Consider the following 25,620-nt stretch of genomic DNA (forward strand, 5'->3'; position numbering starts at 1 on the left):
CGAATTTCCGATCTTGGCGGGGTAACATTTTGATAAATTTTATCTATTTCCCGCCATGGGATTATTTTTTTTAATTTGACCAATTCGTTGTGGTCTGTTAATATCATATCTTGATATGCATCTGTGAAATCTTTTTGTATTTTCAAGCCCGTGTACATGCAACCCTCCTTTAGTTTTGTCACTTTGGAGATTAGCAAATACACGGGCTTTATTCAATGTTTTTCTGGATTAATCAACAGGAACTAATTAAAGACTTATATAAACTGTTTTCATCCTTATTTTCGTGGGTTATTTTACGATATTCGTAATGAAAAGGACAATTTATCAAAGTCTAATCGCCTTAAGGGTGTTTTTTGCGTGGTCCAGATAAACGATTCTGGGTGCCGGTTGATTCCGTACAACGACTTTAACTTTTTCGAGTATTTTTATCGTTTTATCGAGGTCCCATTTGGGATTATACTGGAGGGCGCCGATATAGATAGGTTGACTCCCCAATACCATATCGATGCTGCCGGCGGCATCATTACGGATTCTCCGTGCGACGCTTATAGCCTTTAAAATATCCGTTTTACTCAACAGCACGACATATTCGTCCCTGTCCAGGATGAACGGGATATCGATAATCCGGCGGACAATGCGTTTGATGGCCGTTGCGCATGTCTTGCTCACTTCATTGCCGTAGCTGGTTCCCTTTTTACCGATTTCGGATTGTAATTTCGGGAGAAAAAGAAAAATAAGGGAGAAATAGGTCCCATGAATATGAACGTCGTTGATCTCACGCGCCACTTCTTTCGACAGCGCCGATTTCCCGTACAATCCGGTAACGGGATCGACGATCGCGTTCTTTTTTCCGTTTGGTTCGACTTCCGGCTTATCGGGATTTTTTTGCGGCGTTTCCTGCATGATTTTTTCCGTATCGAGGAGTCCGACCGAATATTGCGGAATGGTCCCGGCATCGCCGGTGCTTCGAAAAAGACATGAATCGGGAGGATTATAGAAATAACTCGTTTTTTCATTGACGAGATCGTTCAGCATTGCCATAAGTGTGTGTGAATAAATGACGATGTTCGCGTTTGTCCTTCTGTCGATGATCTTCGTCGATCCGTCCCTCTCCCTGACCCGCTGTACGAGAAGCCGGTCGAGTCGTTTCGAGACGGGATTCATCAGTCCGAAGTCATATTTATCCCAGGGATTGAGTATACCTTCGCATTTCAAATCCTTGAGCTTTATCTTTTCTCCCCGTTTTTCTTTTTCCCTTTTTTCCTTCAATTGTTGATGTATTTCCATTGATAGTCTGCCGAGAAGGGGGGTGAACTCTTCCGTTATGGTATAAAGCTTTGGATAGGGTTTTTTCAGGATGCCGGTGACTATTTTTGAAAAGGTCATCCGGTAATATGGAAGAAAAAACGTTTTTTTGATGCTGTTCATTTCATTGACGAGTTTTTCAGCGACTTCCGTCTTTCCGAATTTTTTGTCTTTTTCCAGATGCCTGCAATAGTCGGAAAGCTGCGAGACATAGTAATCGCCGATTACGTCATCGACGAAGACCGGCCATATCGAAAGTAGCGAATCGATCTTTTCTTTCACGGATACGGCCTCGAGTCTTTCATTCCTGACGATGTTGAATTTGATGTTTCTGAATCCATAAAGCAGATAATGAATGATACTTGCCAGTATCATCACCTGGTGAAGGGGATCTGAACGGGGGATGAGTTCGAAGCCCGAGGGAAACCGGAAAAGCGGCTGAAAATAGGGATAAAGATCGGGATACACATTGAGACGGTTCCATCCCGCACCCGGAAAAAGAAATTGAAGCAATGTGATACCGTCATTGACCGCCGTTCCCGCCGTCTCCGATTGCGCCGGTTTTTCACCGATATCCTCTCCGTCGCCCGGCTTTGGTGTTTTATCTTCTAAAGCGGTTTCTTCATTCGTGGAAACGGGCTCGTTTCCTTCAGCGGGTTTTATGACCTGATCTTCGGTCAGGTTGAGGAATCCAAGAATATCGGACCGGTAGTTCAGGAGAAACTCCTCATAGGTGGCAAACCTGTTCGTCATCTGCTTGAGAAGAAGCGGATAGAACATCCGCTTTATATCATGGAAAATAACGGGAAGAAACTTGATTGCCTCATAATAGAAGTTTCTTATCCGGTCCTGTATTTTCCCCTTTTCAGGCGTGTGTGACATGTTGATATTATACGCCCAGCGTATCGCCTCCCTGATATGGGTATCCGGTTCGATATCGAAAAGGATTGCAAAGGGCTCGTACACATACCTGCATAAACGGGAAAGCCGCTTTACCGTCTGTCTGTAGGGATATTTTCTGAGTATATTAAGTTCGAGATTTATTGCCGTTATATCCCATTTTTTAATGACGGTAAGTACTTTTCCGTAAAGGGGGTGCTTTGCTACCTCTTCCATGACATCCGGACGGGTTTTCGTAAACAGCCCGCGTATCGAAGTTATAAAGTTATAGAGTGCGGTATAAAAAAACAGATGGGCTTTTTTGATGAACATCGGATTGACATAATCCGGTACCTGAATGAAAAGCGAAAAAAGTGATGCGATCGCACCGCTTAACGGTTTGAGTCTGTATTCCGGTTTACTGCAAAGAAAATCGAGCTTGACCCTGTCGATAAACGTGGCATCGCCGGATTCCCCCTTCTCATCGGTTTCTTTCCTGTATTGCCGCCGCCTCGCCGGTCTTCCCGTTCCGTCAATCCGTTCCTGATGCCTTCTTTTTTTCTTTCGCTTTCCGGCATGGATAAAACGCTTTTTTCTGTAATGCCTCGATTGAAACTCCAGGTACTTGTTCTTGATATCTTCGGGGTCGTCTTCCTCGCCGATATCTCCGCCAAGAATTTTCGTCATTTTTTCCGCTTCTTCACGGGACAGGTTGCCTATGTTTTTACGGGTTCGTTCAAGTTCTCCTGGAGAATATCGTTTTTCGGGCTTTTTTTTCATCGTTACGCTGCCGGGATTATAATATGGAGGATAGGGGATTTGAACCCCTGGCCTATAGATTGCGAACCTATCGCTCTACCAACTGAGCTAATCCCCCTTGTTTCTCATAAGTATAACGGATTTATCCGGTCATGGCAAGAAGCTTTCTCAATTGTCCATGTTGTTGTTTCGCATATTTTCGCTTACAATGTCGAGAAATTGTTTCTCTTCTTTTGTAAGGGCATCGAGCCCTTCCCTGCTTATCTTGTCCAGGATCCGGTTTACTTCTTTTTGTTCGAATGTTTCGTCGTTTGAAGATGATCCTGCTGGTGAATCCGGTTCTTCTTCTTCCGGTGACCGATACCGGTAAAAGGTGATCTTTTTTTTGCCGAGTTTATAGCGTATATCGCTTTTTATACGCCGGAGTCCTTTTTTGACGCCGCCGAGTACAGGCCTCACCCATACGGGGATGGGCTGTGTGAAAAAAACATACATAACGGCAACAAGACCCGTCACAAGCTGGATAATCAGGTGATAAAGCATTGAAGACGGGGTCGGTTCCATGATGATAAATAAAAGCGAAACAAGAAGAAGCCATTTTACCTTTATTGGGAAGATACCAAAGACGTAAAAGGGCGTATTGGGGGTGAGATATGCATATACCGCTATTATCGAAAAGGTAATACCGATTGTGCCTGCGATATAACCCATGTGAACACCTGTGAGATGTATAACGGGAAGGCAGAGAAGGCCGGAAACGCTTACGGTCACACAATAAAAGGTGATGAATTGCCTGGTTCCCCACGACCGTTCGAGCCCGCTTCCGACCCACCACATAAAAAGGGCAAAAAACAGAAGCCCGAAGATTTCCACACGGAAAAGGACGAACGGGTAGGTGAAAATCCTGTAGACGAGTGTGAGATTAAAAACGGGCATATCGGACCAGTAAAGCCCGAAGTAGCCGAAAATTATCCGGGGAATAACGAGCGAAAGCAGAAAAAAAACAGCGTGTATAATGAGAATGACCGTGACGGTCCTTGTAATTTTGGGCAGCTGGTAATCGACCATTATTCGATCCTTACGATTCAATTCAGTTTACACGGAAGTCAATTCCCGCGTCAAGACGATTTTAATTACCGGGGCGCCATATGATGCTTGACGGAAAGGTTTTTTCGGTATACAGCATATACCGTTTCCGGATATATCTTTTTTGAGTAAGCGTTCGCTTATAATCCCGAAGTGGCCGCTGTTTCGATGGTTTTCTGACGCTCCATTTCGAGTTTCAGCAGATCGATTTCCCTTTTCAGCTGCTTGAATTTTTTATTAGTGTACCAGATACGGACGATGGTAAGCGGAAGATACGCGCAGGCGGCGATGACGAGTTTATTGATGATGGAGTAGATATCCTGTTTATTCGTTTCCGGATTGAGGACGTACCAGAGAAATCTGAGAAAATCGATATGCTGCAGGGACCTGAAAAAAGCGGACAGACTGATCGCGGTCATCGGATACAACTTGAGCACATAGATAAAACAGACCAGACCGATCGAACAAGCAATGCAGACGATCAGACTGATGATAAAGACGGGGCGGTACCATCGATTTTCGAGCGGAAGGGTCAGAAATTGTATAAACCAGGTAAGGAGGACAAGAATAATGAATATGATGAGTCCGATAATGTCGATGCGAAGAAACATGACGGAGGACCAGCCGCTTATCGAGATAAGCAGAAAAAAGCTCGCGGGAAGAAAAAGGAGGATAAATCGCAACGGGGACGATTCGGCCAGATCCGCGCGTTTCTGCCAGATAACAAAGATCCAGACCGACCAGGCGACCGCGATGATTCCGCTTACAAGGTAACTCAGGGTTTCCATACGATATCAATAATTATAGGGAATCGCTCTTAATCCTGCAAGGGCGGTTCTTCCCCTTTCGTTTTCGACACCTTTTCCCCGACGATGGTGCTCAGTACCTGAGAAGGGCCGCGATCTCGCCGGCTTCCTTCAATGTGGGAATGGGGTCGGCAAAATCGACGGTGGCACCGGTGAGTTTGAGCATTTCAACGATTTCATTCACTACATCGATTGTAAACATCGAGTCCGAATGGCACACGGGACATCGTTCCGCGGCTTTTTTGACGATGGTTTCGCAGTCGCGGCAATACCGTCCTTCCGGCCGGTAGTCGCGCGCTACGATCATTTCATCGATCCGGCCTTCCATGGCCGCATCAAAGACATCATCGAGACCGACGACACCAAGTCCGCCGCGGAGGTACTCGCCGCGGATTTTTTCCCAGAGTTCTCTTTCCGATTTTCTTTCCTCTTCGACAAACAACTCCATGATATCGTGATGGATCGTATGTTCCCCCTTGCTCAGGTCGACACGCTTTGTCACGGCTATTTTAAGGAGTATCGGAGGGAGGTTGTCGTATACGGCTTTTATGACTTCCCTGCTTCCGACCAAAAGCAGCCGCCTGAATCGTTCCTTTTTCGACAAGTCCGTCAGTGAACCCACAATTTCCCTGGCATATAAAAGCAGTTGTTTGTCGCGCCGTCTCTCGTATCGCTGTTGAGACCACCCCCCCTTTCTCACATGGTTTTTTACGTTCCCCTTTACCGCCTCCTCCGACGTCGCTTTGGCGGACGACACGAGAAATATTTTCGCCTTTACGGCGTCCGCGACAACGACGGCGACATTTTCATATTCATCCTGAAGTTCCGCCAGGGGGCGGATGAACGGGGAGGAATCGATCCAGATAAGATCGTGGACCCGTATGTTGAGGGGATACGCCTTGAAGTAGTCCAGAATCCAGCCGGTAAAGATACAGAGAGAACCCGATGTAAAGGGGTGCTGTTCGAGATACTGATAGACCATTTTTACATTTTCATCGAATTGAACCCGCTCGTCCTTTTCTCCATTGTTTTTGGAGAGAACCTTTCGCAACCGGCGGAAAGACCGGTCCAGTTCATAAACCGAATCAGGTCCTGAAAGGTAAAGACTCAGGAACGACCGTTCGGGGGCAGTTATTTCTGCGAGCTCTTTCAGGTTGATATCCGCAAACATCATTTCTCCTTATATTTTTTTAGCAATATAATACCAGATTAATAAAAGTCTATCAATATCGTAATATAACGGAGAATATACGCTCGTGACCGCCGGGGTTTGATAACCAGGGTACATCCCATAGGAAATAAGCTTATGTCGGTAAATTTCCTGTTTACGCGGAGTGAAAGGCGGGCTATAATCAAAAGGGAGGTTTCGTACTGTTTTGCTTAATGAAATTCTTTTCCTAATATTGATGATTGTCGTCCTCATTGTCTCTTTTATCAAAAAACGGTATGATTCCGATTCCATCGGGCAGACACCATATGAAAGGCGGTTGTTGAAGTCCGGTCCGGATGAAGATTCGGTACTCAGATCGGTATGTTCGCACTACAGACTGCCGCCATCATGCATGCGTCCGTACAGCCTGTCCGGCGGCGTGTGGGGGTACACAATCGGTCTATCAATAAATAACCGGCAAATGCGCTATACGGGCACTGTCGACGCGCCGGAGCAGAACGATTCCCTTCGGATATTCACGATAAAATACGGCGGCGGAAGCAGGAAAACGGTACTGCCCGAAAGCGGAAACTATACGGGCGATCCCGATTTTGATCTCTATATCGCTGTGGAGGGCATGGGTATTGCGGAGACCCTCGCGTTCATGGATTACGATACGCGTAAGGCACTGATTCACGTAAAAAATTACACAAGCAGGTTTACCATCACATCGTCACATGGCGAGTTTATCATGCCGATGGAATACGGCACGGCCGCGATAAAGAATATTACATTGGTCTTCGATTCCTTTATCAGGCTGATGAAAAAGGCCGGACAGGAAGCCGAAATCAGGGAACGGCTTCTGAGTAATATCAGACGCGAATCGTTACCGGGCTTCCGCCTCCGGAATCTCGAAGTGATGGCGGAAACATATCCGGGGGACGATTCCCTTTTATTTGAATGCAAAAAACTCCTGTTCGATCCGGACAGACGTCTCGCCTCATTCGCTTTTTCACTGCTGGCTGACGACGGTGTCCCGGCGCTTTATACCGGACTGGAGGCGTTGCATCAACCGGGGCGTTACCCGCCCGTGACCGGACTGGAAACGGCGGTCAGGCTTCTCGCGGAAAAAGAAGGCCCCCGGTGTCTCGATTCCCTGATCGGGCATTTTCATCATCCGAATTTCAAAAATGAACAAATACATCTTTTGCATGCGATTTCGAGGATCGGGGGGAAAAAGGCGGAAGATTTCCTTTGTACCCTGCTTTTGAATTTGTACGATACGTCATTACTCGGGATTGCCGTTGCGGCACTCGTGGAAAACGGGACCGCGGAGGCGGTCGAACCGCTTGGATCCGTTGCAAAAAACCAGAAGCTGCCGTCGGAAATTCGTGAAGCGGCACAGACCGCCATAGAGAGGATCAAGAAGCGGATCGGTCCGATAGAAAAGGGAATGCTTTCGATTTCGGATAAGAACGAAAAAAGCGGTGGACTCTCGATTGCGGAAAACGGCGGGGGACTCTCTGAGATTGACGATAACTCGGAAAAAAAAGCCCGGCCCGAAACTGTGCCCGGGCCGGGCCGTATTACCGATACCTAAAATCTGAACAACAATCCGGCGTGCGTCTGGATAAACCAGTACTCCTCGCTGAAATGGGAATGGTAGATTGCGCCGATTTCCGCCAGGATGGCGTTCGTTATCCTGTAATCGAGACTCAGATCGACGTTATAGCCCACATCGAGCCGGTTGAAATCAAAATCAGTGATATACAATTCGGGTCCCACTCCGATTCCGATGTCCAGAAAGGGCTGCACCGGGAGATAGTATTTTGCCGTGAGTGAAATATTCAGGATCGACGTGTCATCCACTCCCGACGATTTCGCAGGGAACCAGTTGTAGCCGAACATGCCCATGATGTAGAGGCGGGGAATTATTTTGAATCCGAGATCCGCGATCACGTTCCAGCCCACCTCGTAATCCGCCGCGAATTGCGTCAGGGGTATCGAGGCACCGCCGTGAAGACTCACGTGGCCGGTGGGTTCGACGGCCTTAATCACGGTATTCACTTTTTTCACTTCGTCTTCAGGCACATCGACGAGGAAAATATCGGGATTTTTACGGAGTTTCGGGAGTCCTTCCAGTGAATAGTCCCAATGCAATACCTCCCCTTCATGGATCATTACATGTCCGAACGATCCCACGGGGTCCACGATTGTGTGTGCGGCGCCGTCGATGATGACGATTTCTCCGGTATACCGCATCGCGTGCGCGGACCAGTTCAGGTAGGTGTTTTTGTCGACCGGGCGAGGCTGTAATCCCGTTGTCAAATCAGTCGGCTGCTGCATAACCTGTCCCGGCAAACCCTCCAGTTTATATTTGTTTATATAAAGCAGGAACCTGTGCTTTTCCCATCCGAACGGCGGTTTTCCGTATCCCCGCCCGTCGATTCGTGCTTCCTGTTCGAAGGTCGATGCGCCGTCAAAATTCATGTTTCTGACAACGCTTTTGTTGATGAAATTGACATTTCCTGATGGTGCGTCGAGAACGACATTGATGCATTGATGCAGTTCGTTTACCGTAGCACTATGATCGAGTATATAACGGTCTCTCTGTGCGGACGTCAATTGCCACTGTGCTTCGTATTGGCCAGTCGAGGAAGGACCGATGATGGTGGCTCCCATGGTCGGCGATGTCTGGGTCATGACGGGATTATTGTCGTACGGAGAGACATTTGCGGGAATAATCTCCCAATAAGTCGCCGAGTCATATGGGGGGACACCCCAGTTGGCGATGCGGAACGTGACGTTGACGTTACTTACCTCCCGCTGGTTATCGATTACTCCTCCCCCTCCGTCATCGATTTCCTGTATGGTATTGTTATGTACCCTGGCGACGAAAGTATTGGTATTCGATGTATTCGTCGACATGATATTCGTGGGAGTCGAAACAAGATCTCCCGGCGCGGTGATAACACCGATATCAGACCATCCTATCGATACACCGTTTGTGGTAAGCGGATTTGCCTTCCGCGCGAGCCCCCAGTATGACGGAGAGAACTGGAATGTGTCGATATTTCCCCTTACCTTCTGTGAAAACCTCGGCCATGCGAACTGGCTTACCAATAGATCCGTGCTGACTTCCGTATAGGTACGGAATACATCGTAGTAAAGCAGAAAGTCGTTTTGGATCTGGGGCCACTCGGTTCCCTGGGCGGGAACGGGAATCTGTACTTCGACACTCCATGCCTGATTGGTGGCGGTCTGGTCGTTTGTTCCAACATTGAACTGCGTCGTTAGTGTGGGGGTGTATTGCTGCCAGTTGCTGCTGTCCTGGTAATACTGAATCGTACCGGAGAGAGGATAGATACGCAATAGACGGTCATTCGCTTCAGTCGTACTGGATGCATCCGGCCGTATCCCGACGACAATCACGTCCGTGGCGTCGAGTGACGAATCGTTTTTCACTTCGAACGACATGTAAAGCCTGTTTCCGTCCTGTGATCTTAAGGCCTGGAAGGCGACATCCTCGGTTATCGTCCCGTCCGCGTGGGTGATTCGATATGCGCCGCTCCACCCGTTTTCGCCGTATATCTCACCGGCGTCGGATCCGGATGTCTCCTGCTGTCCGTCCGGTCCTTCCACGATGCCGTCGATATGCGGCTCACGTCCTTCATCATACGGAACCCCGCGCGCATAGGGGAAGCCTATATATTCCTTTCCGTATGATTGTACGGTCAGGGAATCGAAGGCAAAATGGGTGAAATTTGAATAGGGGTAACCGGATGTGGTCACTGTCTCTTTTGATTTCAGGGTATAGATAACCTGGCTGATATTCGAAATACTGTCACTAGAAAGAGACGGCTGCTGAACCCCGTCTTTATACCATGTCATTGTCGGAGAAACCGGCGAATCCGCTTCGAATGTAAAGGTTCGTTCCCGCATGACGGGAAGCGTAAGGGTCGACGGCTGGTTGACCGGTTTTGTAATTGCTGCTAATGGCTGCCGCGTTAATGATGCGGGATCAGTCGACTCTCCCACTGCCGGTGTGATATCGACGGCGGAATTGTCTTCTATCTTGATCGATACCGCTGCTTGTACTTCCGTTACACCGGCTGCATATGAAAGGATCAGCTGCCATTTTTCATTGAAATCAAAATCGGAATCCGGCGGCGGCGGGGATGTTTTATTGAGAACCTCGATTTCCAGAAGGTAAATTGATCCGGCTGATATTTCCGAAAAATTATAGGTAGTGCCTCCTGTTGAACTGCTTCCGACCGAACCGCTGATCCAGGAAGGGGAACTGCCGAGTGCCGGATCGATATTCTGTGGAGACAACAATCCGCATCCGCTTGTCACACCGTTCAATTCGACCCTGTAGATCGGCTCCGATGATTCTATATATACCAATGCCTTGTGTATGTTTGTGTATACGCTTCCATTGACGTCGAATAAAATATTTATCTCCTCGTCGTTGTCTGCCGCATCAAGGAGATCGTCGTTCCAATGCCATACATTGCCGTACGGGAAAAGCCCTCCTCCGGTTATTGCGGCGCCGGTATGATTGGTTCCTCCGCCGAGTCCGGCGATCGTAATGCCCCAGTATTCGTTTGTAGCAGTACCTCCCGTGTTATCGGTAATCGTCACGACATACGGACCCGTCCCGCTGCATTGAATCGTTTTCCCGCTTACCGCATCTCCTGTCGTCAATATATAGCTTCCGTTACCGACAATATCCGTTGTTCCATCATTCAATGTAATAAAGAACTGTAATGTGGCGGGGTTGTTGCCGTATGTATCGATCGTAACGGTTGTTTCCGCCGTCCCGGAAGGTATCTCGAAAAAAACGGGGATCGTCTCCTTGTCATACCATTCAAAAGAACTCACCGTATACATCTGGGAATAGACGAAAAATGTCATTGACAACAAACAGATGATTAATACACTTTTTTTCATGATGCTCTCCTTTATTTATGGTTCCGTTAATTCATACACCAAAACGGCGCCGGATTCGGATGCGGCCGTATCGTCGTTGGGAATTCCGACACAGAATATATTGTTTTTCAGAGTGATTGAAAAACCCGCATGGTCCGCCGATGACGGTGTTGTTTTCGCTATCTGAAGCTCTTCGAGTTCAGTATACGTCTCTTTATATTCTTCATACAGAAATGCCTTTCCGATATTGGATAATGAGCCCTCGATATCGTTGTAATCGGGATCTGATATCAGAACGATGTCGTTTAAAAGGGCCACGGCTTTTCCGTATTGGGATATATTATTGTCGGTTTTTTGAAAGGTTTGAAGAAGATTGAGGTCATTGTTGTTGACAATCGTATATAAATAGGCACGCTGATTATTGGTGCCGCCCAGTCCCGGTTCTCCGATCAATACGCGGCTGCCGTCCATCGCAAGCGAGCTGCCGTAGTATTCGCTGAGGCCGATTGCCGGGCTTTGTATTTTCGTAACACACGTCCACGGTGTGCCGCCGCCGTCATTCCGGTACATATAAATAGCGCCTGCATTCGTTTGGCCGTCGTCGTCTCCCGATGCCCCGACAAATAAAAAATCGTCGCTCCCGCACAGAGAAACGCCGAATTGATCGTTTGCTTCAATAGTGTAATCTTTATAGTTTAAATCTTGAATATAAGAATAATCATCTGCATCATAGACATAGACCATACCACCGTAATTCCCGAAGTATGTATTATTCAAATCTCCAATAAATATGTAATCACCACTCACGGCAAGCCCAAGGCCGAAATAAGAATGCGACGCGCCTTCAAGCGGTAATCGTCCGTGGGGAGAAAGACTCGCCGGGGTCTGCCATGTCGATCCATTGAACTCGTAAACATAAACACCATCGTTGCTGCTCATATAACCGGGAGCGGAGATAATCAATGTTGTCCCTGTGAACTTTACGCAGTATCCGAAATAATCGTCCGTACTGCTGTCGGAAGGGGTTATTTTCTGGATGAACGTCCAGCCGGAAGAAGTCTTTCTATACATATAAACCGCCCCGGTTTGGGAGGATTCTTCAGGTGCCCCGACCCCGATATAGGTACCGTATTTTCCGGTATAGACATCCACCGAATATCCGAATCCCTGATTCGCAACCGCATTCTGTGCCGTCAATGTCTTTGTGTTTTTCCATACAAGGTCCTCCGATGTCAGGTCCTTGACCGTCAGAAACATGGGGATATCGTCGAACAGGCAGCACCCGAAAACGATTCCCAGCACAATAGCCGCAATCGACATACCGTATATGACCGCTAACGGCCTTTTTTTCATTCCTATTCGCTCCATATCATTGCCTCCTTCATCGCTTCGGCTCCCGCGGCGCGGGCGGTATCGTCGCCGGCGGCCATATTGAGATACCCGTATTTGTCCGCCAGGTTCCTGTCCAGCTTCGCGAGGGTTTTGTAACTGGTTTCGGCCTTTCTGTATTCGGCAAGCTCGAAATAGACGCGCGCCAGGCTGAGAACGACCACGGGATCGTTCGCCCGTTTCTTTTCTGCGCGTGTATAGTAATCAAGCGCTTTTTGAAAATCTTCTTTCAGAAAGGCGATATTGCCGAGGTTGATCAGGACCGCGTAGTGGTCTTCTTTTGCGAGGACTTTCGTGAACTGCTCGGCAGCCTTGTCATAGAAGCCGTATCGCGCGTAGAGGACGCCGAGGGCGTTCAGGTCCCGGATACTTCCTTTCGATTTTTTGATATCCTCTTCGAGTTTCGCGACCCTCGGGTAGAGGTACAGCTCGTAAAAGCGTTCGAGTTGTTCGCCGAACTCCTTCACCACCGCGGCTGCGGCCGGAAGGGAGATGGATACCGCCTTGCCCGAAATCCCGACCGGTTCGTATGTCTGCCACGCCTCGCGAACTGGATACAACCGGGCCCCGCCCGATTTGGCGTGGTCGTTCCATTGTTTCGAGCCGATCTGCCACGCCCTGACGAATCCCTCGTTGAAAACGGTGATCTCGAAGGGGCACCATGTCTTTTCATCGATAAAGATGAAATCCTTTGTATAATGGAAGCGTTTTTTCGCCTCCGCCGGGTCCATGTCCAGGGAAAAGGCGATAAAGATATGGCCGGGAACGGTGATAAAAGCCGTCTCGATGCCGACCGATTCGAGAAGCGCGCAGTAGAGAATGGAGAGGTCGTCGCAGTCACCGGCCTTGTAATCGAGGGTCTGGCTGGGGAACTGGAGGTAATCGACAGCCGCCTTTTTCTTGGAAAACTCGGTATAGGGGGTCGAGGGATCGACGACGTAACTCATACCGAACAGCCTGAGTGCGCTGTGGAAGGCCATGCAGGTGACGAAATTGTCGTCGAGCGCACCGGGGGCCTTGCCCTGGACCATGCTTTTAACGTTCTTCGAAAACCTGAGCACAGTGGGGTCCTTGAGACTGACGAACGCGGCGGCGCGCCTGTCGTCTTCCCAGGTCGTCGCGTTCCGGTCGTAAAGCCTCAAGGTTTGGACTTCCTCGTTCGAGTAATTGACGCCGGCGACGGTGGATTCGGTCATGATATTGATCTGGACCTTTGTCGCCTCCGAAATATCGAGTACTTTTTCGTTGAACAGGGCGTACAGGAACACCTCCTGCTCCGCCCCACCCTTCAGGAAATCCAGTTCCCCGCACACTTTCGGGTTGTCCATATACTGATTGATAAAAACCTTCACTTTTACGTCTTCCATGGGTATTTTTCCCGTGTTTTTTACCGTTATTTTTCCGATCGGATTCACGTCATAGAACTTGAAAAAAACGGGAAACACGGGGTCGAATGAAATCTCGCCGTATACCATTTCCTTATAAGGTTCGTTCTGCGTACCGAAAATCTGCACGCTTTTTTGCGCCTGAAAATGATACGAGACACCGAGATTGAGCACGATATCGGAATACAGTCCGAAGAAATTACGGTAAGAGGCGTCGAGACCGATACCCATCGAAGGAACCGGCGTAAACCGGATATCACCCCCGATATCGATAAAGGGATTCTGTCCGCTGTTGTCACCCGTATCGATATCGAGAAATCCGTAGTAGTATCCGCCGTGGATATGCGCGCCGGCGAACAGGTTCGGAAGGATGCGGAAACTGCTTCCGACTCCCGCTTTGGGCGATATGAGGTACATCATCGCGCTGTCGAACGGGGCGTCGTCGGCGAGTTTGAGGGGTGTGACCCCGAATCCCGCTCCCCCTTCGAGAAACAGGAAGGGGAGTTGGGGAAAGGAGAACCGGCAAAGCAGCGATACGGTGCCGCCGAAATCGAAGGCGGAACCGTATTTCTCCCCGATCGGCATCGTGAATCCTGGAAGGATATGCAGGGAAAGCCCCGAATCTTCATAATCCGGCTGGGCCGGGAAGCCGGCACACGGAATGACGGAAAAAATGAGTATGAAAAAAAGAATTTTTTTAGAGAAAAAAAGTTTACGCATTTTCATTACCCCCGTTAATGTAATACTGATTATGAGAAATGTTGATAGTTATTTTGAATGTTATAAAACATGTTTCTTCATTAAATATATCCCCGAAACCGGATTATGCAAGTCTTTTTTTATTTTTTTAGGAAAAATATTCTTTTTTTTATATACTTCTCCATTATAACGATAAAAGGAGTCATTTTATTTTACAATCGAAAAAAAATGTCTTATATTTTATATTGATAGACGGAGGACGCATCATCGATGAAATATAATGTATTCACGGGACTTTTATTTTTATTACTCATGACAGCTGTGACGGTTGCCGCGCAAAGCGGCGGGATAACGAAAACCGGGGCTTCACTCGATATTTCCCTGCTTCCCGAGGCCACCATTCCGATATTGGGGTCGGGCGATATTTTCGAAATCGGCGTCGGCGGCAGGGTTGCCGTCCGCTTTTCTCCTGTTCCACTTTTCTTTTTCGATTTCGAAGGCGGCTATAATTTTTCGCCCGTCAGGGCGGAGATGAGCGCTTCGCGGCAATGGGGAGGGGTCGGCGGCGGAATCGGTTTTACGGTATCTCCAGGCCTGACGGCCGGCGTCGTCGCCGGGGGAGGGGGGTTTTACACCTTTGTCAATGAAGACCCGGAGCAGAACGGCGGCCACGGTTATGCGGGGGGCGGTGTGTTTCTGGACTGGAAGATGTTCAACCCGCTCCACCTGAAAGGCGAGGTCGGCTACCGTTATTTTTTCGGCTATGCCCATGAACTATCCGTATCGATCGGTCTGTCATATGCCATTGACTTCGTTATCATAAAGGCGCTCGAACAGGGGGCCGTGACGATCGGTCCGGTATTCCCCGTCCTCATCAATACCTACGACAACACGCCGGTGGGAAGCACCGTGATCCGGAATAAGGAAAAATCGCCGGTGAAAGACCTTTCCGTTTCCTTGTACATACCGGCATATATGGACAAAGCAGTAAAATGTGCGGACATCAAACAGCTTGACGGCGGAGAAAGCATCGAGGTCGCCCTTTCGGGAAAATTTCGCGACAATCTTATGGGAGTCGAAGAGCTGTCAAAGGCGAAAACGGAGATCAGGGTATCGTATTCCTATGAAGGAAACAAGGTTTCGGAGGTTTTCAGGGGCTCGGCGGTCATCCATAACAGAAACAATATCCTGTGGGACAAACCCTCCAAACTCGGATTGTTCGTTACCTCAGGGGATCCCCGTGTTTCCGCCTTTGCCCTCAAGGCAAGCGAAATCCCGGGCAATACGAATATCAACAATATCGATACGGTGATCTGCAAGGCGATGATCCTTTTTGAAAGCCTCAACATCCGCGGAATAGCCTCGACAGGCGAGTATCACATTTCAAAAACGGGCGGCGAACAGCTCGACACGGTGCTGTATCCATACCAGGTTCTTGAAACCGGGGTGTGCAACGCCGACGAGGCCGTCTTCCTGTATTGCGCCCTGCTCGAAGCCGCGGGGATTCCTTCGGCGATCATCCGGTTTCAGGACCGGATCATGCCCGCGTTCCTTCTCTCAGACAGTGCGGCTAAAGCGGACAAGATCTATTCACACCCCGGCGACCTGATCGTGCGGGAGGAGGGCGTCTTTCTGCCCGTGGATACATCGGTCATGGATTCCGGGTTTCTCAGGGCCCTTCAATCAGGGGTAATGGCATGGAACAACGCGAGCCGGAACGCGGTATTGCTTCCCATTGAGGCGATGCAGCGGGAATTCCCGCCGCCGCCTTTAACCGGGAGCGCGGGGGAGACGGGAATCCCTTCCGCCGAGGCACTCGCGGCCGCCTTCGGGAAACGGCTCGATGAGTTTGTCGCCTATGAGATGGCCCCCCGTGTCGAAAAACTCGAGGCTGATGCGGCGAAGGCGAAAAACTCGGCAGTCGTCAGAAACCGGCTCGGCGTTCTCTATGCCGAATACGGCCGGCTCGAGAAGGCCATGGAAATTTTCAACGCGATCGTCTTGAAGGAAGAATATGTCCCCGCCCTCATCAATATGGGGACGGCTTATTATATGAAAGACGAACTGATCAAGGCGATCCCCTATTTCGAGCGCGCCCTCAAGATGGCGCCCCTCGAGCCGGTCGTTCTTCTCAGCCTCGCGATTATCAACCACCGGCTGGAAAATTACGGAAACGCGCGGGAAGCCTATAAAAAGCTCCAGAGTATCGATCCCGAACTCGCCGAACAGTATTCGTATATCGAACTCAAGGGCGACGAGGCGAGGCTCGCCGCGGAAGTTAGCAGGGAACGGGAGAAAATAATCTGGATCAGTGAGTGAGAGGAAAGAGGATGAGGCGGCCCGAGTCGATCGGGAGGGGTCTTTTTAACGACGCCGCAGGCAGCGGCGGCCCCGCTTCGGCTGAGGTGACGACGGAGACATGTTTCATCGATCGAAGGGAGAGATATGATGATGATAAGAAAAATCATGAGTATGCTGTTACTTGTTTCCTTTATAATGTTTTTTTCATGTGAAGAAAGAATCGAACGTGTTTCGGGCATTGAAAGCCAGGAATCACTCGCGCCGGTTACCGCACCGGATATCGATCAGGCGATCGTCACGTTCGTGTCGGGAAGCGCGTCCCTGGTGCATGCCGGTTCGTGGCAGCCCCTCGATGTCGGGGACCTGCCGGGTGTCGACGACACCCTGGCCGTGGACCCCGATTCATACTGCGAGGTACAAATCGGGGAGAAAGCGGTACTCCGTATCGAAGAAAATACGACCGTCGTTATGAAGGAACTGTTCCTCAAAGAAGGAGAAACGGATGTCGATGTCGAAGTCGCTTTGGGGTCCGTGCTGTTCAAGGTGAAAAAACTCGCGGAAAAGGAGTCCTTTACCGTCAATACCCCTTCATCCGCCTGCGGGGTGCGGGGAACGACCTTTATGGTCAGGGAACTCGAAGAGGAGGGAACGATTATCGCGGTCAAGGAAGGCCGCGTCGCCGTTCTGCCCGCGGGTGCCGCTACGCGCGAGCTGCGGAAACAACTCGGGGATGATCAGGGCGGTCTTGCCGGTCTTCTCGATTCGATCGAAGAGGAAGCCCCGGTGATCGAGGGCGGGAACGAGATCCTTGTTTCGAGGAAAGTCGAACCCGCTGTCGCCGAGGAATTCGATGAGTTCAAAACCGCTTTCGAAAAAGCGGCCAAGGCCGGGGCCGCCGACGATACACTGATTGCCGCCCTGAAACAGAACGGTAAAAAATTGATGAAATCCGTTGTCCGGACCATAGACAGCCCGTCTGAGCTTGCAAAGGAAAATGTCGTTCTTTTCGAAAAAGTCGAAAAGGCGGAGATCCACGACCTCGGAGAAGCCGAAAACGGGGATGACGTCCTCGGGGCGGTGAGGGTGGCGGTGAAAGCCGTCCCCGCGCAGGCAGCCATTTCCCTTAACGGCGAACCTGCCGGGAAGGGGTCGGTGTCGGGGCTTTTTACACCGGGGGAAGAAGTGACAATCGGTGTCAGCCTTACGGGATATATAGAAAAAAAAGTGACGATCGTTCCCAAAAGCGGTATGGATGCAAGGTATACGATCAAGCTCGATAAGGAAAAGGAAGACGAGTCCGCCGTTGCCGGAGATGCGATGGTAACAGAGGAATCCGAAGAAGCCGTTTCGGATACGGCGAAAGAGGAAGCGATGGTCCCGGAAGAACCGGATGTGGAAATCACGCTGAAAACGGTCAGTCTCATTGTCACACCGGATGACGCCGAGATCCTGCTCGACGGGAAAACGGTCGGAAAGGGAACCTACACCGCGGAATTCGCATCCGGGGAGGAAATCGAGTTTGTTGTCCGGAAAAACGGGTACAAGACCGCGCATTATCCGATTTCGATCGATGAAAATACAAAGAAGAACCACACGGTCTCGCTCAAGGCCCGCGGTGTCGAGAACACGATAACGGCGAGTTTTGCAGCGGTGGCGGGAAATCCGGTTTTGTACAGGGACAGAATTATCGTGGCGGACGCTTACGGGGTTTTGACCGCCGCGACGATGGGGGGAGAAAAGGCGTGGACGATTTCCACCAACAACCAGTCCAACACCAATTCGGCGCCCGTTCTGATCGGCTCGAGGGTCTGTTTCAGCGGGTCGGGGGAGTTTGTGATCGCCGATGCCGAAACGGGGGCGGTGGTGAAGAGCCGCGCCCTTGACAATGCCTCGTCCCATATCTTCGGGAGGCGGGTCGTCCCGTTCGGAAAATCCGCCGTTTACCCGGAAAACGGAAAACTCGTCGTCTTCGATCCGGAAACCGGGACGACGATCAGGGAAATCGCGGTCCCGGGTGAATCGCGCATGACCCCGGCAGTTTATAACGGTACATTCCTTATCGCGGACACAAAGGGGACTTTTCTCATGATCGACGCGGCGTCGGGGAATATGGAAGCGGAGGTCCCGACCGGCCTTACCACCCCGGTCGCCCTTGCCCCGACCGTGCACGGAACATCGGCGTATGTCGCGGGCAGAAAGGGAATGGTCGCGTGCATCGATCTGAAGAAAAAGGAGGTGGCCTGGGAAACCCTCCTTTCCGGCGACAAACAGGCGGCGGTCTACAATGACATGCTTTTCGGGAACAATACCCTCTTTGCTTTTTCACGGGGGACCGTCTACGCCCTCGACGCGGCGACCGGAGCTTTCCTCTACGACGGGATCCGGAACCTCTCGGCTCCGCCCGCATACCTGGGGGGCAGCCTCGTGTTCGGGACGCGGGATAAAAAACTCGTGGTCGCGGACGCGAAAACGGGGAAGGTGAAAACGTCATTGGCGGCGGGCGAGGAAATATCCGCCCGTCCGGTCCTGGAAAAGGGAAAGATCATGGCGGGAACCGCGTCGGGAAAGGTATTGATCATCGATTCGGAGGACATGCTGTAGCGCGCCGGTGCCCCGGCGTCAGGATGCCTCCGCGCAAAGGAGAAGAAGGACGATGAAACGGATAACCGTATGTATCGCAATCATGGCCGCACTGGTTTCGTGCGACAATATCCCCCTCATGGATTATCTCGAGACCGAGGTGGATTATTACCAGACACGAAAGGCCCTCGATGAAGCGGTCAAAGAGGCGCAATATCTTAGAGACACAAGCGAGGAAGGGATATATCCCGGCCAGTATGCCTATAATTCCATCTCTTATCTTGATAACGCACTCTATGATATTGAATGGGTATTCATGGAGGATTATGCGACAATCGAAGATTTTCACTGGGCTCTGGAACATATCGAATACGCACTCGATCTGTTTCATTCCAAGCGCAAAAAAGCCGTCGATATCCTTTTTGTCACGGATGTAAACGGTTCCATGGGTGCTTATATCACTTTTATCAAGACGGGAATAGCAAATGTTATTTCCAATATTGGGGGTTATCTCGGAGACGTCAAGTATGGGGCTGTCAGTTTCAGGGATTTTTATGTTGTGGGTGAATCATATGGATTAAGTGGAGATTTACCGTTTATGCTTGATTGTAATCTCACATCCATTACATCTGATCTTTTAACTGCGGTAAATAACTATTTCGCAGCAAGCGGCGCCGATCTGCCGAATTCGCTGCTTGAAGCCCTGTTCCAGTCTTCGATACAACCAGGCTGGAGAAACGATACGGACAAAGTTATCATCGTATTTACCATAGCAGTAGGACATGATTCCGATATTGAATACGAATATCCCGGACATGGAATGATGGAGACTATCGGTATACTTTCCCAGAAAAATATTCGCGCCGTACCATTGCTAATTACGAATGCGCAGCCGGACGCTGTCGCTCAAAACGCCGCCATTGCCGCCGCGACAGGTGGTGTTTTCACGGATGATATCGGAAGCGATTTGGAAATTGTTACCGCTGTCGATCTATCATTGTCGACATTATTTACGTATTATTACTAGATACGCCGGTATTTCCCATATATTCAGCATTGTATATCCTGTTGCGTGTCAAAACGACACGCAACAGGGAGTCATTCATCTCCTCGGCAACAACCTCTCTCTATCTCTTTCCCCCATAAACAATTAAACCAAGCCTTCTCCGCATTTCTCCTGTAACCCTGGCATGCTTTTTGCAACTTTATATATAGAAGGGAGACCGAACGATGAACATAAACAAACGTACGATGCTTAAACGGCGGCTGCTCAATATCGCCGTGACCGCCGGTATTGTGGCGCTGATGGCCCTGCTTGCCGGATTTCTCGCGTGGGCCACGGTGGGCGGACAGGGCGTCTTCTTTTTCCTCATTGCCGCCGGGCTTTTTTTTCTGCTCAATCCTTCGGTATCCGGAAACCTGCAATTACGGATACGCGGGGCACAGCGGCTGACCCCGTCGAACGCGCCCGGAATACATTCGATGATTGAAGGGCTTGCCGGGAAAGCGGGCCTCGCCCGCGTCCCCGCGCTTTACTATATTCCACAGCCCATTCTGAACGCCTTTACCGTGGGCTCTCACAACAACTCGGCGATCGTCCTTACCGAAGGGCTGATCCGCTACCTCGATCCCCGTGAATTGCTGGGGGTGCTGGCCCACGAGGTAGGACATATCGTAAACCGCGACACATGGATCCTCGGGCTGGCCGGGACCGCGCGGTCCCTTACCTCGTGGCTTTCGTATTTCGGCATGTTTGTTCTCTTTTTCAGCATGCCGTTTTTTGCCGCTTCATCCGGCGGGACCCTTCTCCCGCTTCTTCTCGTTATCATTGCCGCGCCACTTGCAAGCACCTTTCTCTTTCTCGCCCTTTCGCGGACGCGGGAGTTCGACGCGGATATCGGGGCGGTGAAACTTACCGGAGATGTGGCCGGTTTTGTTTCCGCACTCGAAAAACTCGATGTAAGGCCCGTCCGGCTCTTCGGATTTCTCGTTCTGGGCAGAAGCCGCCGTGAGGAGGAAAGTTCCACCCTCAAGACACACCCATCGATCCGCGAACGGATCGAAAGGCTGCACGAGCTCGAGGCCGGCGCGGACGGACTCACGGCGTTGAGGCCGCATATCAGGTCTTTGTAGAAGGGGTTAATGAGTATTTCCGGCTGTGATACATTAGAGGCCGGTGTTTGGTCGTTTTTTTTGTCTCAAATACAATGAAATTCAATGCAGAAGGAAGAATTTTGGCGTTATACAATGCAGGAGAATAACTATTTGAGGAGTATGGCATGATAAAATCAGTCCTGCATGAATTTCATTTTGTACTATCAGATAGTATGAGAAACAAGCTGAATAGCCTGAAATTATTCGGACCGAAACGTTCGTTATCCGGGGTTATTATTGGGATTATGTCCCTTGTCGATCCTTTGATCGTAAGGGAGCATCAATGGGGAAGGCAGCGGATGAGCCGGTATCAATCGGTCTCTGACAATCCGGATGAAAGAAGGCGACATGCGCATGTGTATTTCACTGAGGATGTGTATCGGAAGATCAAGCTGCTGCACGCGGACTTGAATTGTTTTAGTATCGCACAGCTTTTAAGGTGGTTGCTGGAGGTGTTTTTGGTAATGATGGAGAAATATGGGAATAAAGTTATTGACGAATTTGAGAAAAGATTTAGACAATGGAGTAGTGAAGAGAAAAGTATACAGCAAATTCCTCAGAAAAAATTACGACAATTGTTTAGGATAATCCAGCATCTACCGGGTCGAAATAGCTTGATTTCCATGTATATGGATAGCTATTCACCATTTTGGATACTTCGTCTCTAAAAAAATTCATCTATCAATCATCCCCCGCTTCCAGCACATATATCCCGCCCCTTCTAAAAAGCAAAAGATATAATTTTCCCCTTTGCAAACAGCGCATTGTATCGTATACTTTATAAAGGATGAAACAATCGCTTTTTCTGATTATTTTTTTCATTGTCTCCATTACCGCCGTTTCTGCGGATGAAACCCTTTTCTGTACGGGAATCGACTGGCAGCTTTCAATCAGGGGCGGAATCGAGTACAGGATGCTTCGGCATCTCGGCATCCGCGCCGATGCCGGTGCGGCGGTTTACGGCCTTCTCGTTTGCGACGCCTTTATCGTGGTTTACCTTCGGCCGCCCGGATCATCCTTTCAGTGCATGTTCCTCGCGGGAATCCCGAACGCGGCAGTTACCTTCGATTTTACCGCGGCCATGGTTTCCTGCGGCGGCTCGATCATGGTAAGGTACTGGTTCAACGAAAAGTTCGGTATGGACCTGCGGGCGGGGGGAGGATTTCCTTTCTTTTTCGAAAAAGAAAAGGAGGTGATCCGCGTTATCACCTTTCCCTTTGGTCTCTGGCCGGATCTGGTGCTCGCGGTCAGTCTGCGATTATAGATGACGATATAATTCCGCGGTTTGCGGGGACGGAGCAGGGGCAGGTTTCATAGGGACAGATGAGAGAATCCTCGAGCAGGCGGACGCTTCCGTCTTTGATCGCACCGAGTGAACCCTTTCCGCTTCGTTTACCCGGATAACAGGTAAAACACTCCCCGGTCATGGTGACGATGAAATAACGAGAGCCCGCATAACAGGTCCTTCCCCTGAAGGAATACCCCCGGTTGACCAGAAAGGGGTCCTCCGCCCCGCCGGTCAAATCACGTATCAGATCCTTTTCTTTCTTATTGTAACGGATGGCCTTGCCTTTTTTACGCATAAACTGCGGATAAAAGCGGATGTTGTTTTTTTCGAGTTCCTTTTTTATCCGGATCAGATCCGCGATTTCCCCGGGAACGACTACGGAGTTGACGACCATCGAAGCGTGGTCAAGGCGGTCAAGGCGCTGTTTTATTTTGAGGCATTTCCGCAAAAAACGGTGAAAAGCGGTTTTTTCCCGGTGAAAAGAGACGGAAAAAGAACGGAGGGAATCCCCCGTTACGGCCAGAAAATCGGTATAGAGTCCGAAAGAAAATGAAAAGTTCGTGACGACCGATATTTTCACGCCGCCCCCAACGAGTATCCGTACGGTGTCGATGAAGCCGGGGTAAAAAAAGGGCTCTCCCCCGCTTATTTTCACTTCCCACCCGCCCGCCAGTCCGGCCAGAAAGCGTGCGATCGCTTCGGCATCACCGGGGGACGGAAAGCCCCGGTGGAGGCGGCCCTGCGCGCAGTAGGAACAATCGTAGTTGCAGGCCTCGCAGATATTCCATGAGACCGCGTTCCCCTGTTTCGTCACAACAGGCGCTCCCGTATCAGCATGGAGGCGGAATAGTTGAGATTGTACTTGCCGCAGTGGTCGCATTCGGGGAAATACGATCCCCCGGCAAGCTTGTCTCGAATGCGCCGGTAGGATGTGCCGTTCCAGAGGGTCGAAAAGGGCGCCTCGAATACATTTCCCACAGGTATCCGGGCGCAGCAGAAATAGACGTTCCCGTCAAGATATATTCTCGAATAGAAAAGTCCCGCGTAACATCCCGTGTCGCGAAATGCCCCGGCCGTCCCGATACTCTGAAGCTGGTTCCTGAACATCCCGAGGTTGTGCGGAATCCTGAAACGGCCGCATATTTCCTCGATGTCGTCAAGCCGGCCCAATATCCGGTCGGTTTCTTCCCCATTGATGCCGAGGTGGGCGGTCGCCTCGACCGTCCCCGCCTTTTTAAAGGAAAGGGTGGCTTTTTTGAATGAGCGGGCTAATTCGGCCAATGGAAGGAGTTCTGTATAATTGAGTTTCGAAACGACCATGACCAGGGTAATATTGATATATTCGTTCAGGCGCTGCAAATTCGATAGCAGCCGGTCAAAATCGACCGAAGAACCGGGATGCAGGCTGCGGTAGGTGGTTTCGGTCGCGGCACCGATATTGACCAGAAGCTTGTCCGGGGGGGCGTCATTTATTCGTTTCCGGTCGATCAGGGTCGCGTTGGTAAGGACGGTTACATGAAACAGGGCCTTTTTTGCAGCTTCGATCATACGGTAGCAGTCGGCATGCAAAAAAGGCTCCCCGCTTCCCGATATGATGAGTTTTTCCACACCGATCGATTTCAGGTCGCCGATAATCCGCATAAAATCGCTGAACACAAGGGTACGGAAGCTTTTTTTCTCCCGATTTCCGGGGAGGAGGGGAGAATGCTTCCAGCAGGTGATGCAGTCGAGGTTGCACGCCTCGATAATATCGATATGAACGGTGAGGGGACCTTCGGGAATGATCCCGTTGTCGATGTAATCAAAAAGAATCGTTTTATCGATCATCGTTTTCCGGAAAGGCCGATAACGGCCCTCGCCGCACTCCTTGCATTGTTTCTGATCCCCGCCTTGCGGATATTGGCCATAATACGGCTGCAGGTTGCACGGTTCAGAAGCTGCCCGAGTTTGTCTTCCAGAAGCCCGGGATTTTCCATGGTCATGGTTAATCCCATGCCTTTTTTTTCAACCGAAGCCGCCCGCCTGAACTGGTCGTCAACCGCCCGGTCAAAAGGGATATAGACACCCGGCTTTTGAAAATAAAGCATTTCATTGACCGTATTATAGCCGCACCCGGCGACGACCGCGTCAAAACAACTGTAAAGTTCACACACAGGGAAATAGCCATTGATGACCGTGCATTCGCGCATGGGAAGATAGTGAAGAAGGCTTCCCTGCGCGATCACCGGATGAACGGCGGGGATACGTTTCATGACATTCACAAGACGGCAGATCACCCTGGCCAGGTTGTCCTGGCCCCCGCCGCCGGGATTGACAAGCACGAGTTTCTTGTCCTGCGGGAGTCCCAATGCCCTGATCACCTCTTCTTTCCCCATCACTTCCTTCCTGTTTCGGATAATGATCGGCCCCGCGTAAAAAACATCCGTCCGGCAGGGAATACGGATACCGGGTTCCCCTTTGTCATGTGGAACGATGATAAGATGATAGCGCCTTAATAGCGAATGGAAGTAATCGTCTTCAAGCTGTTCGTCCTTGCGCTGGCGGTAGATATAGACAAAACGGCACGATTTCCACCTGAGTACCTGGTCGAGTTCGTGGGAAAAGCCGTGGGGAAAGGTATCCACGACCGTGATATCGGGCTGGAACGAAGAAAACACACTCCACGCCGTTTCGTGCATGATGCGGATATGAAGGGGGACCCTGAATCCGGAATCCATGATAATGTTTTTCGAGGGTATTTTTACCGAGGGGAATCCTTCTTTATAAATGATATTCGATTCCGAGGAGGTAAGAAAGAGGATAAGGGCGGACGGCTTGAGACGGCGGATTTCCCTGGCAATCGCCAAAAGCCGTGTCACATGACCAAGTCCGAGTCCATTGACTGCATAAAACAGGATTCTCATGCTT

The 25,620-nt window shown here is 50.1% G+C and carries 17 protein-coding genes and 1 tRNA gene; 7 read left to right on the forward strand and 11 right to left on the reverse strand.

The window, feature by feature from the left end; all coding sequences use genetic code 11:
* Positions 1-324: 324 nt before the first annotated feature.
* The 5 genes from JW881_17480 to JW881_17500 all read right to left on the reverse strand — a co-directional run bounded on the left by JW881_17480 (position 325) and on the right by JW881_17500 (position 6,009).
* A complete protein-coding gene (locus JW881_17480) occupies positions 325-2,964 on the reverse strand; it encodes a diguanylate cyclase (protein MBN1699316.1) in 2,640 nt (879 codons plus the stop codon).
* Between the two features lie 24 nt (positions 2,965-2,988).
* A tRNA-Ala gene (locus tag JW881_17485) sits at positions 2,989-3,061 on the reverse strand.
* Between the two features lie 50 nt (positions 3,062-3,111).
* Positions 3,112-4,011, reverse strand: coding sequence for a rhomboid family intramembrane serine protease (locus JW881_17490; GenBank protein MBN1699317.1), 900 nt, complete (start codon positions 4,009-4,011; stop codon positions 3,112-3,114).
* Positions 4,012-4,169: 158 nt separating this feature from the next.
* Positions 4,170-4,817 (reverse strand): hypothetical protein, encoded by a 648-nt coding sequence (locus JW881_17495; protein MBN1699318.1) that lies wholly within the window; start codon positions 4,815-4,817, stop codon positions 4,170-4,172.
* A gap of 91 nt (positions 4,818-4,908) precedes the next feature.
* Entirely contained in the window at positions 4,909-6,009 is a 1,101-nt protein-coding gene (locus tag JW881_17500) for a hypothetical protein (GenBank protein ID MBN1699319.1), read from the reverse strand.
* A gap of 202 nt (positions 6,010-6,211) precedes the next feature.
* Here JW881_17500 and JW881_17505 point away from each other — a divergent pair, with 202 nt between their 5' ends.
* Entirely contained in the window at positions 6,212-7,585 is a 1,374-nt protein-coding gene (locus JW881_17505) for a hypothetical protein (protein ID MBN1699320.1), read from the forward strand.
* Here JW881_17505 and JW881_17510 read toward each other — a convergent pair.
* The 3 genes from JW881_17510 to JW881_17520 are packed head-to-tail and all read right to left on the reverse strand — an operon-like array spanning position 7,582 to position 14,411.
* Positions 7,582-10,938 (reverse strand): hypothetical protein, encoded by a 3,357-nt coding sequence (locus JW881_17510; protein ID MBN1699321.1) that lies wholly within the window; start codon positions 10,936-10,938, stop codon positions 7,582-7,584. The genes JW881_17505 and JW881_17510 overlap by 4 nt on opposite strands.
* A 15-nt stretch (positions 10,939-10,953) precedes the next feature.
* Positions 10,954-12,285, reverse strand: coding sequence for an FG-GAP repeat protein (locus JW881_17515; GenBank protein MBN1699322.1), 1,332 nt, complete (start codon positions 12,283-12,285; stop codon positions 10,954-10,956).
* Positions 12,273-14,411, reverse strand: coding sequence for a tetratricopeptide repeat protein (locus tag JW881_17520; protein MBN1699323.1), 2,139 nt, complete (start codon positions 14,409-14,411; stop codon positions 12,273-12,275). Before JW881_17520 ends, JW881_17515 begins: the two co-directional genes overlap by 13 nt.
* A 249-nt stretch (positions 14,412-14,660) precedes the next feature.
* On the opposite strand from JW881_17520, the gene JW881_17525 reads away from it, so the two are divergent.
* The 6 genes from JW881_17525 (at position 14,661) to JW881_17550 (ending at position 22,689) form a co-directional block, all read left to right on the forward strand.
* Positions 14,661-16,709 carry a tetratricopeptide repeat protein gene (locus tag JW881_17525; protein MBN1699324.1) on the forward strand — a complete coding sequence of 683 codons (2,049 nt, stop codon included), beginning with the start codon at positions 14,661-14,663 and terminating at the stop codon, positions 16,707-16,709.
* Positions 16,710-16,835: 126 nt separating this feature from the next.
* Positions 16,836-19,292, forward strand: a complete 2,457-nt coding sequence (locus tag JW881_17530) for a PQQ-binding-like beta-propeller repeat protein (protein MBN1699325.1) — start codon at positions 16,836-16,838, stop codon at positions 19,290-19,292.
* Positions 19,293-19,344: 52 nt separating this feature from the next.
* Positions 19,345-20,298: a VWA domain-containing protein gene (locus JW881_17535; protein ID MBN1699326.1), complete on the forward strand. Its 954-nt coding sequence runs from the start codon at positions 19,345-19,347 to the stop codon at positions 20,296-20,298.
* Between the two features lie 203 nt (positions 20,299-20,501).
* A complete protein-coding gene (locus JW881_17540; protein ID MBN1699327.1) occupies positions 20,502-21,404 on the forward strand; it encodes a M48 family metalloprotease in 903 nt (300 codons plus the stop codon).
* Between the two features lie 146 nt (positions 21,405-21,550).
* A complete protein-coding gene (locus JW881_17545) occupies positions 21,551-22,093 on the forward strand; it encodes a hypothetical protein (protein ID MBN1699328.1) in 543 nt (180 codons plus the stop codon).
* Positions 22,094-22,212: 119 nt separating this feature from the next.
* Positions 22,213-22,689 carry a hypothetical protein gene (locus JW881_17550; protein MBN1699329.1) on the forward strand — a complete coding sequence of 159 codons (477 nt, stop codon included), beginning with the start codon at positions 22,213-22,215 and terminating at the stop codon, positions 22,687-22,689.
* On the opposite strand, the gene JW881_17555 is transcribed toward JW881_17550, so the two are convergent.
* The 3 genes from JW881_17555 to JW881_17565 are packed head-to-tail and all read right to left on the reverse strand — an operon-like array spanning position 22,673 to position 25,616.
* Positions 22,673-23,527 (reverse strand): radical SAM protein, encoded by an 855-nt coding sequence (locus tag JW881_17555; protein MBN1699330.1) that lies wholly within the window; start codon positions 23,525-23,527, stop codon positions 22,673-22,675. The two genes, JW881_17550 and JW881_17555, sit on opposite strands and share 17 nt — an antisense overlap.
* Positions 23,524-24,540 (reverse strand): radical SAM protein, encoded by a 1,017-nt coding sequence (locus JW881_17560; GenBank protein ID MBN1699331.1) that lies wholly within the window; start codon positions 24,538-24,540, stop codon positions 23,524-23,526. Before JW881_17560 ends, JW881_17555 begins: the two co-directional genes overlap by 4 nt.
* The gene (locus tag JW881_17565) at positions 24,537-25,616 is read right to left on the reverse strand and encodes a hypothetical protein (GenBank protein ID MBN1699332.1); all 1,080 of its coding nucleotides are present in this window, start codon (positions 25,614-25,616) and stop codon (positions 24,537-24,539) included. The genes JW881_17560 and JW881_17565 overlap by 4 nt, the downstream gene beginning before the upstream one ends.
* Between the last annotated feature and the right edge of the window lie 4 nt (positions 25,617-25,620).

It is taken from the genome of Spirochaetales bacterium (assembly GCA_016930085.1).
Taxonomy (GTDB): domain Bacteria; phylum Spirochaetota; class Spirochaetia; order SZUA-6; family JAFGRV01; genus JAFGHO01.

Bases quoted from the DNA above. Each gene is read 5' to 3' on its own strand.
- JW881_17490 (MBN1699317.1), bottom strand. From the start codon at position 4,011: ATGGTCGATTACCAGCTGCCCAAAATTACAAGGACCGTCACGGTCATT.
- JW881_17530 (MBN1699325.1), top strand. From the start codon at position 16,836: ATGATGATGATAAGAAAAATCATGAGTATGCTGTTACTTGTTTCCTTT.
- JW881_17525 (MBN1699324.1), top strand. From the start codon at position 14,661: ATGAAATATAATGTATTCACGGGACTTTTATTTTTATTACTCATGACA.
- JW881_17540 (MBN1699327.1), top strand. From the start codon at position 20,502: ATGAACATAAACAAACGTACGATGCTTAAACGGCGGCTGCTCAATATC.
- JW881_17550 (MBN1699329.1), top strand. From the start codon at position 22,213: ATGAAACAATCGCTTTTTCTGATTATTTTTTTCATTGTCTCCATTACC.
- JW881_17515 (MBN1699322.1), bottom strand. From the start codon at position 12,285: ATGGAGCGAATAGGAATGAAAAAAAGGCCGTTAGCGGTCATATACGGT.
- JW881_17510 (MBN1699321.1), bottom strand. From the start codon at position 10,938: ATGAAAAAAAGTGTATTAATCATCTGTTTGTTGTCAATGACATTTTTC.
- JW881_17495 (MBN1699318.1), bottom strand. From the start codon at position 4,817: ATGGAAACCCTGAGTTACCTTGTAAGCGGAATCATCGCGGTCGCCTGG.
- JW881_17545 (MBN1699328.1), top strand. From the start codon at position 21,551: ATGATAAAATCAGTCCTGCATGAATTTCATTTTGTACTATCAGATAGT.
- JW881_17500 (MBN1699319.1), bottom strand. From the start codon at position 6,009: ATGATGTTTGCGGATATCAACCTGAAAGAGCTCGCAGAAATAACTGCC.
- JW881_17480 (MBN1699316.1), bottom strand. From the start codon at position 2,964: ATGAAAAAAAAGCCCGAAAAACGATATTCTCCAGGAGAACTTGAACGA.
- JW881_17560 (MBN1699331.1), bottom strand. From the start codon at position 24,540: ATGATCGATAAAACGATTCTTTTTGATTACATCGACAACGGGATCATT.
- JW881_17520 (MBN1699323.1), bottom strand. From the start codon at position 14,411: ATGCGTAAACTTTTTTTCTCTAAAAAAATTCTTTTTTTCATACTCATT.
- JW881_17565 (MBN1699332.1), bottom strand. From the start codon at position 25,616: ATGAGAATCCTGTTTTATGCAGTCAATGGACTCGGACTTGGTCATGTG.
- JW881_17535 (MBN1699326.1), top strand. From the start codon at position 19,345: ATGAAACGGATAACCGTATGTATCGCAATCATGGCCGCACTGGTTTCG.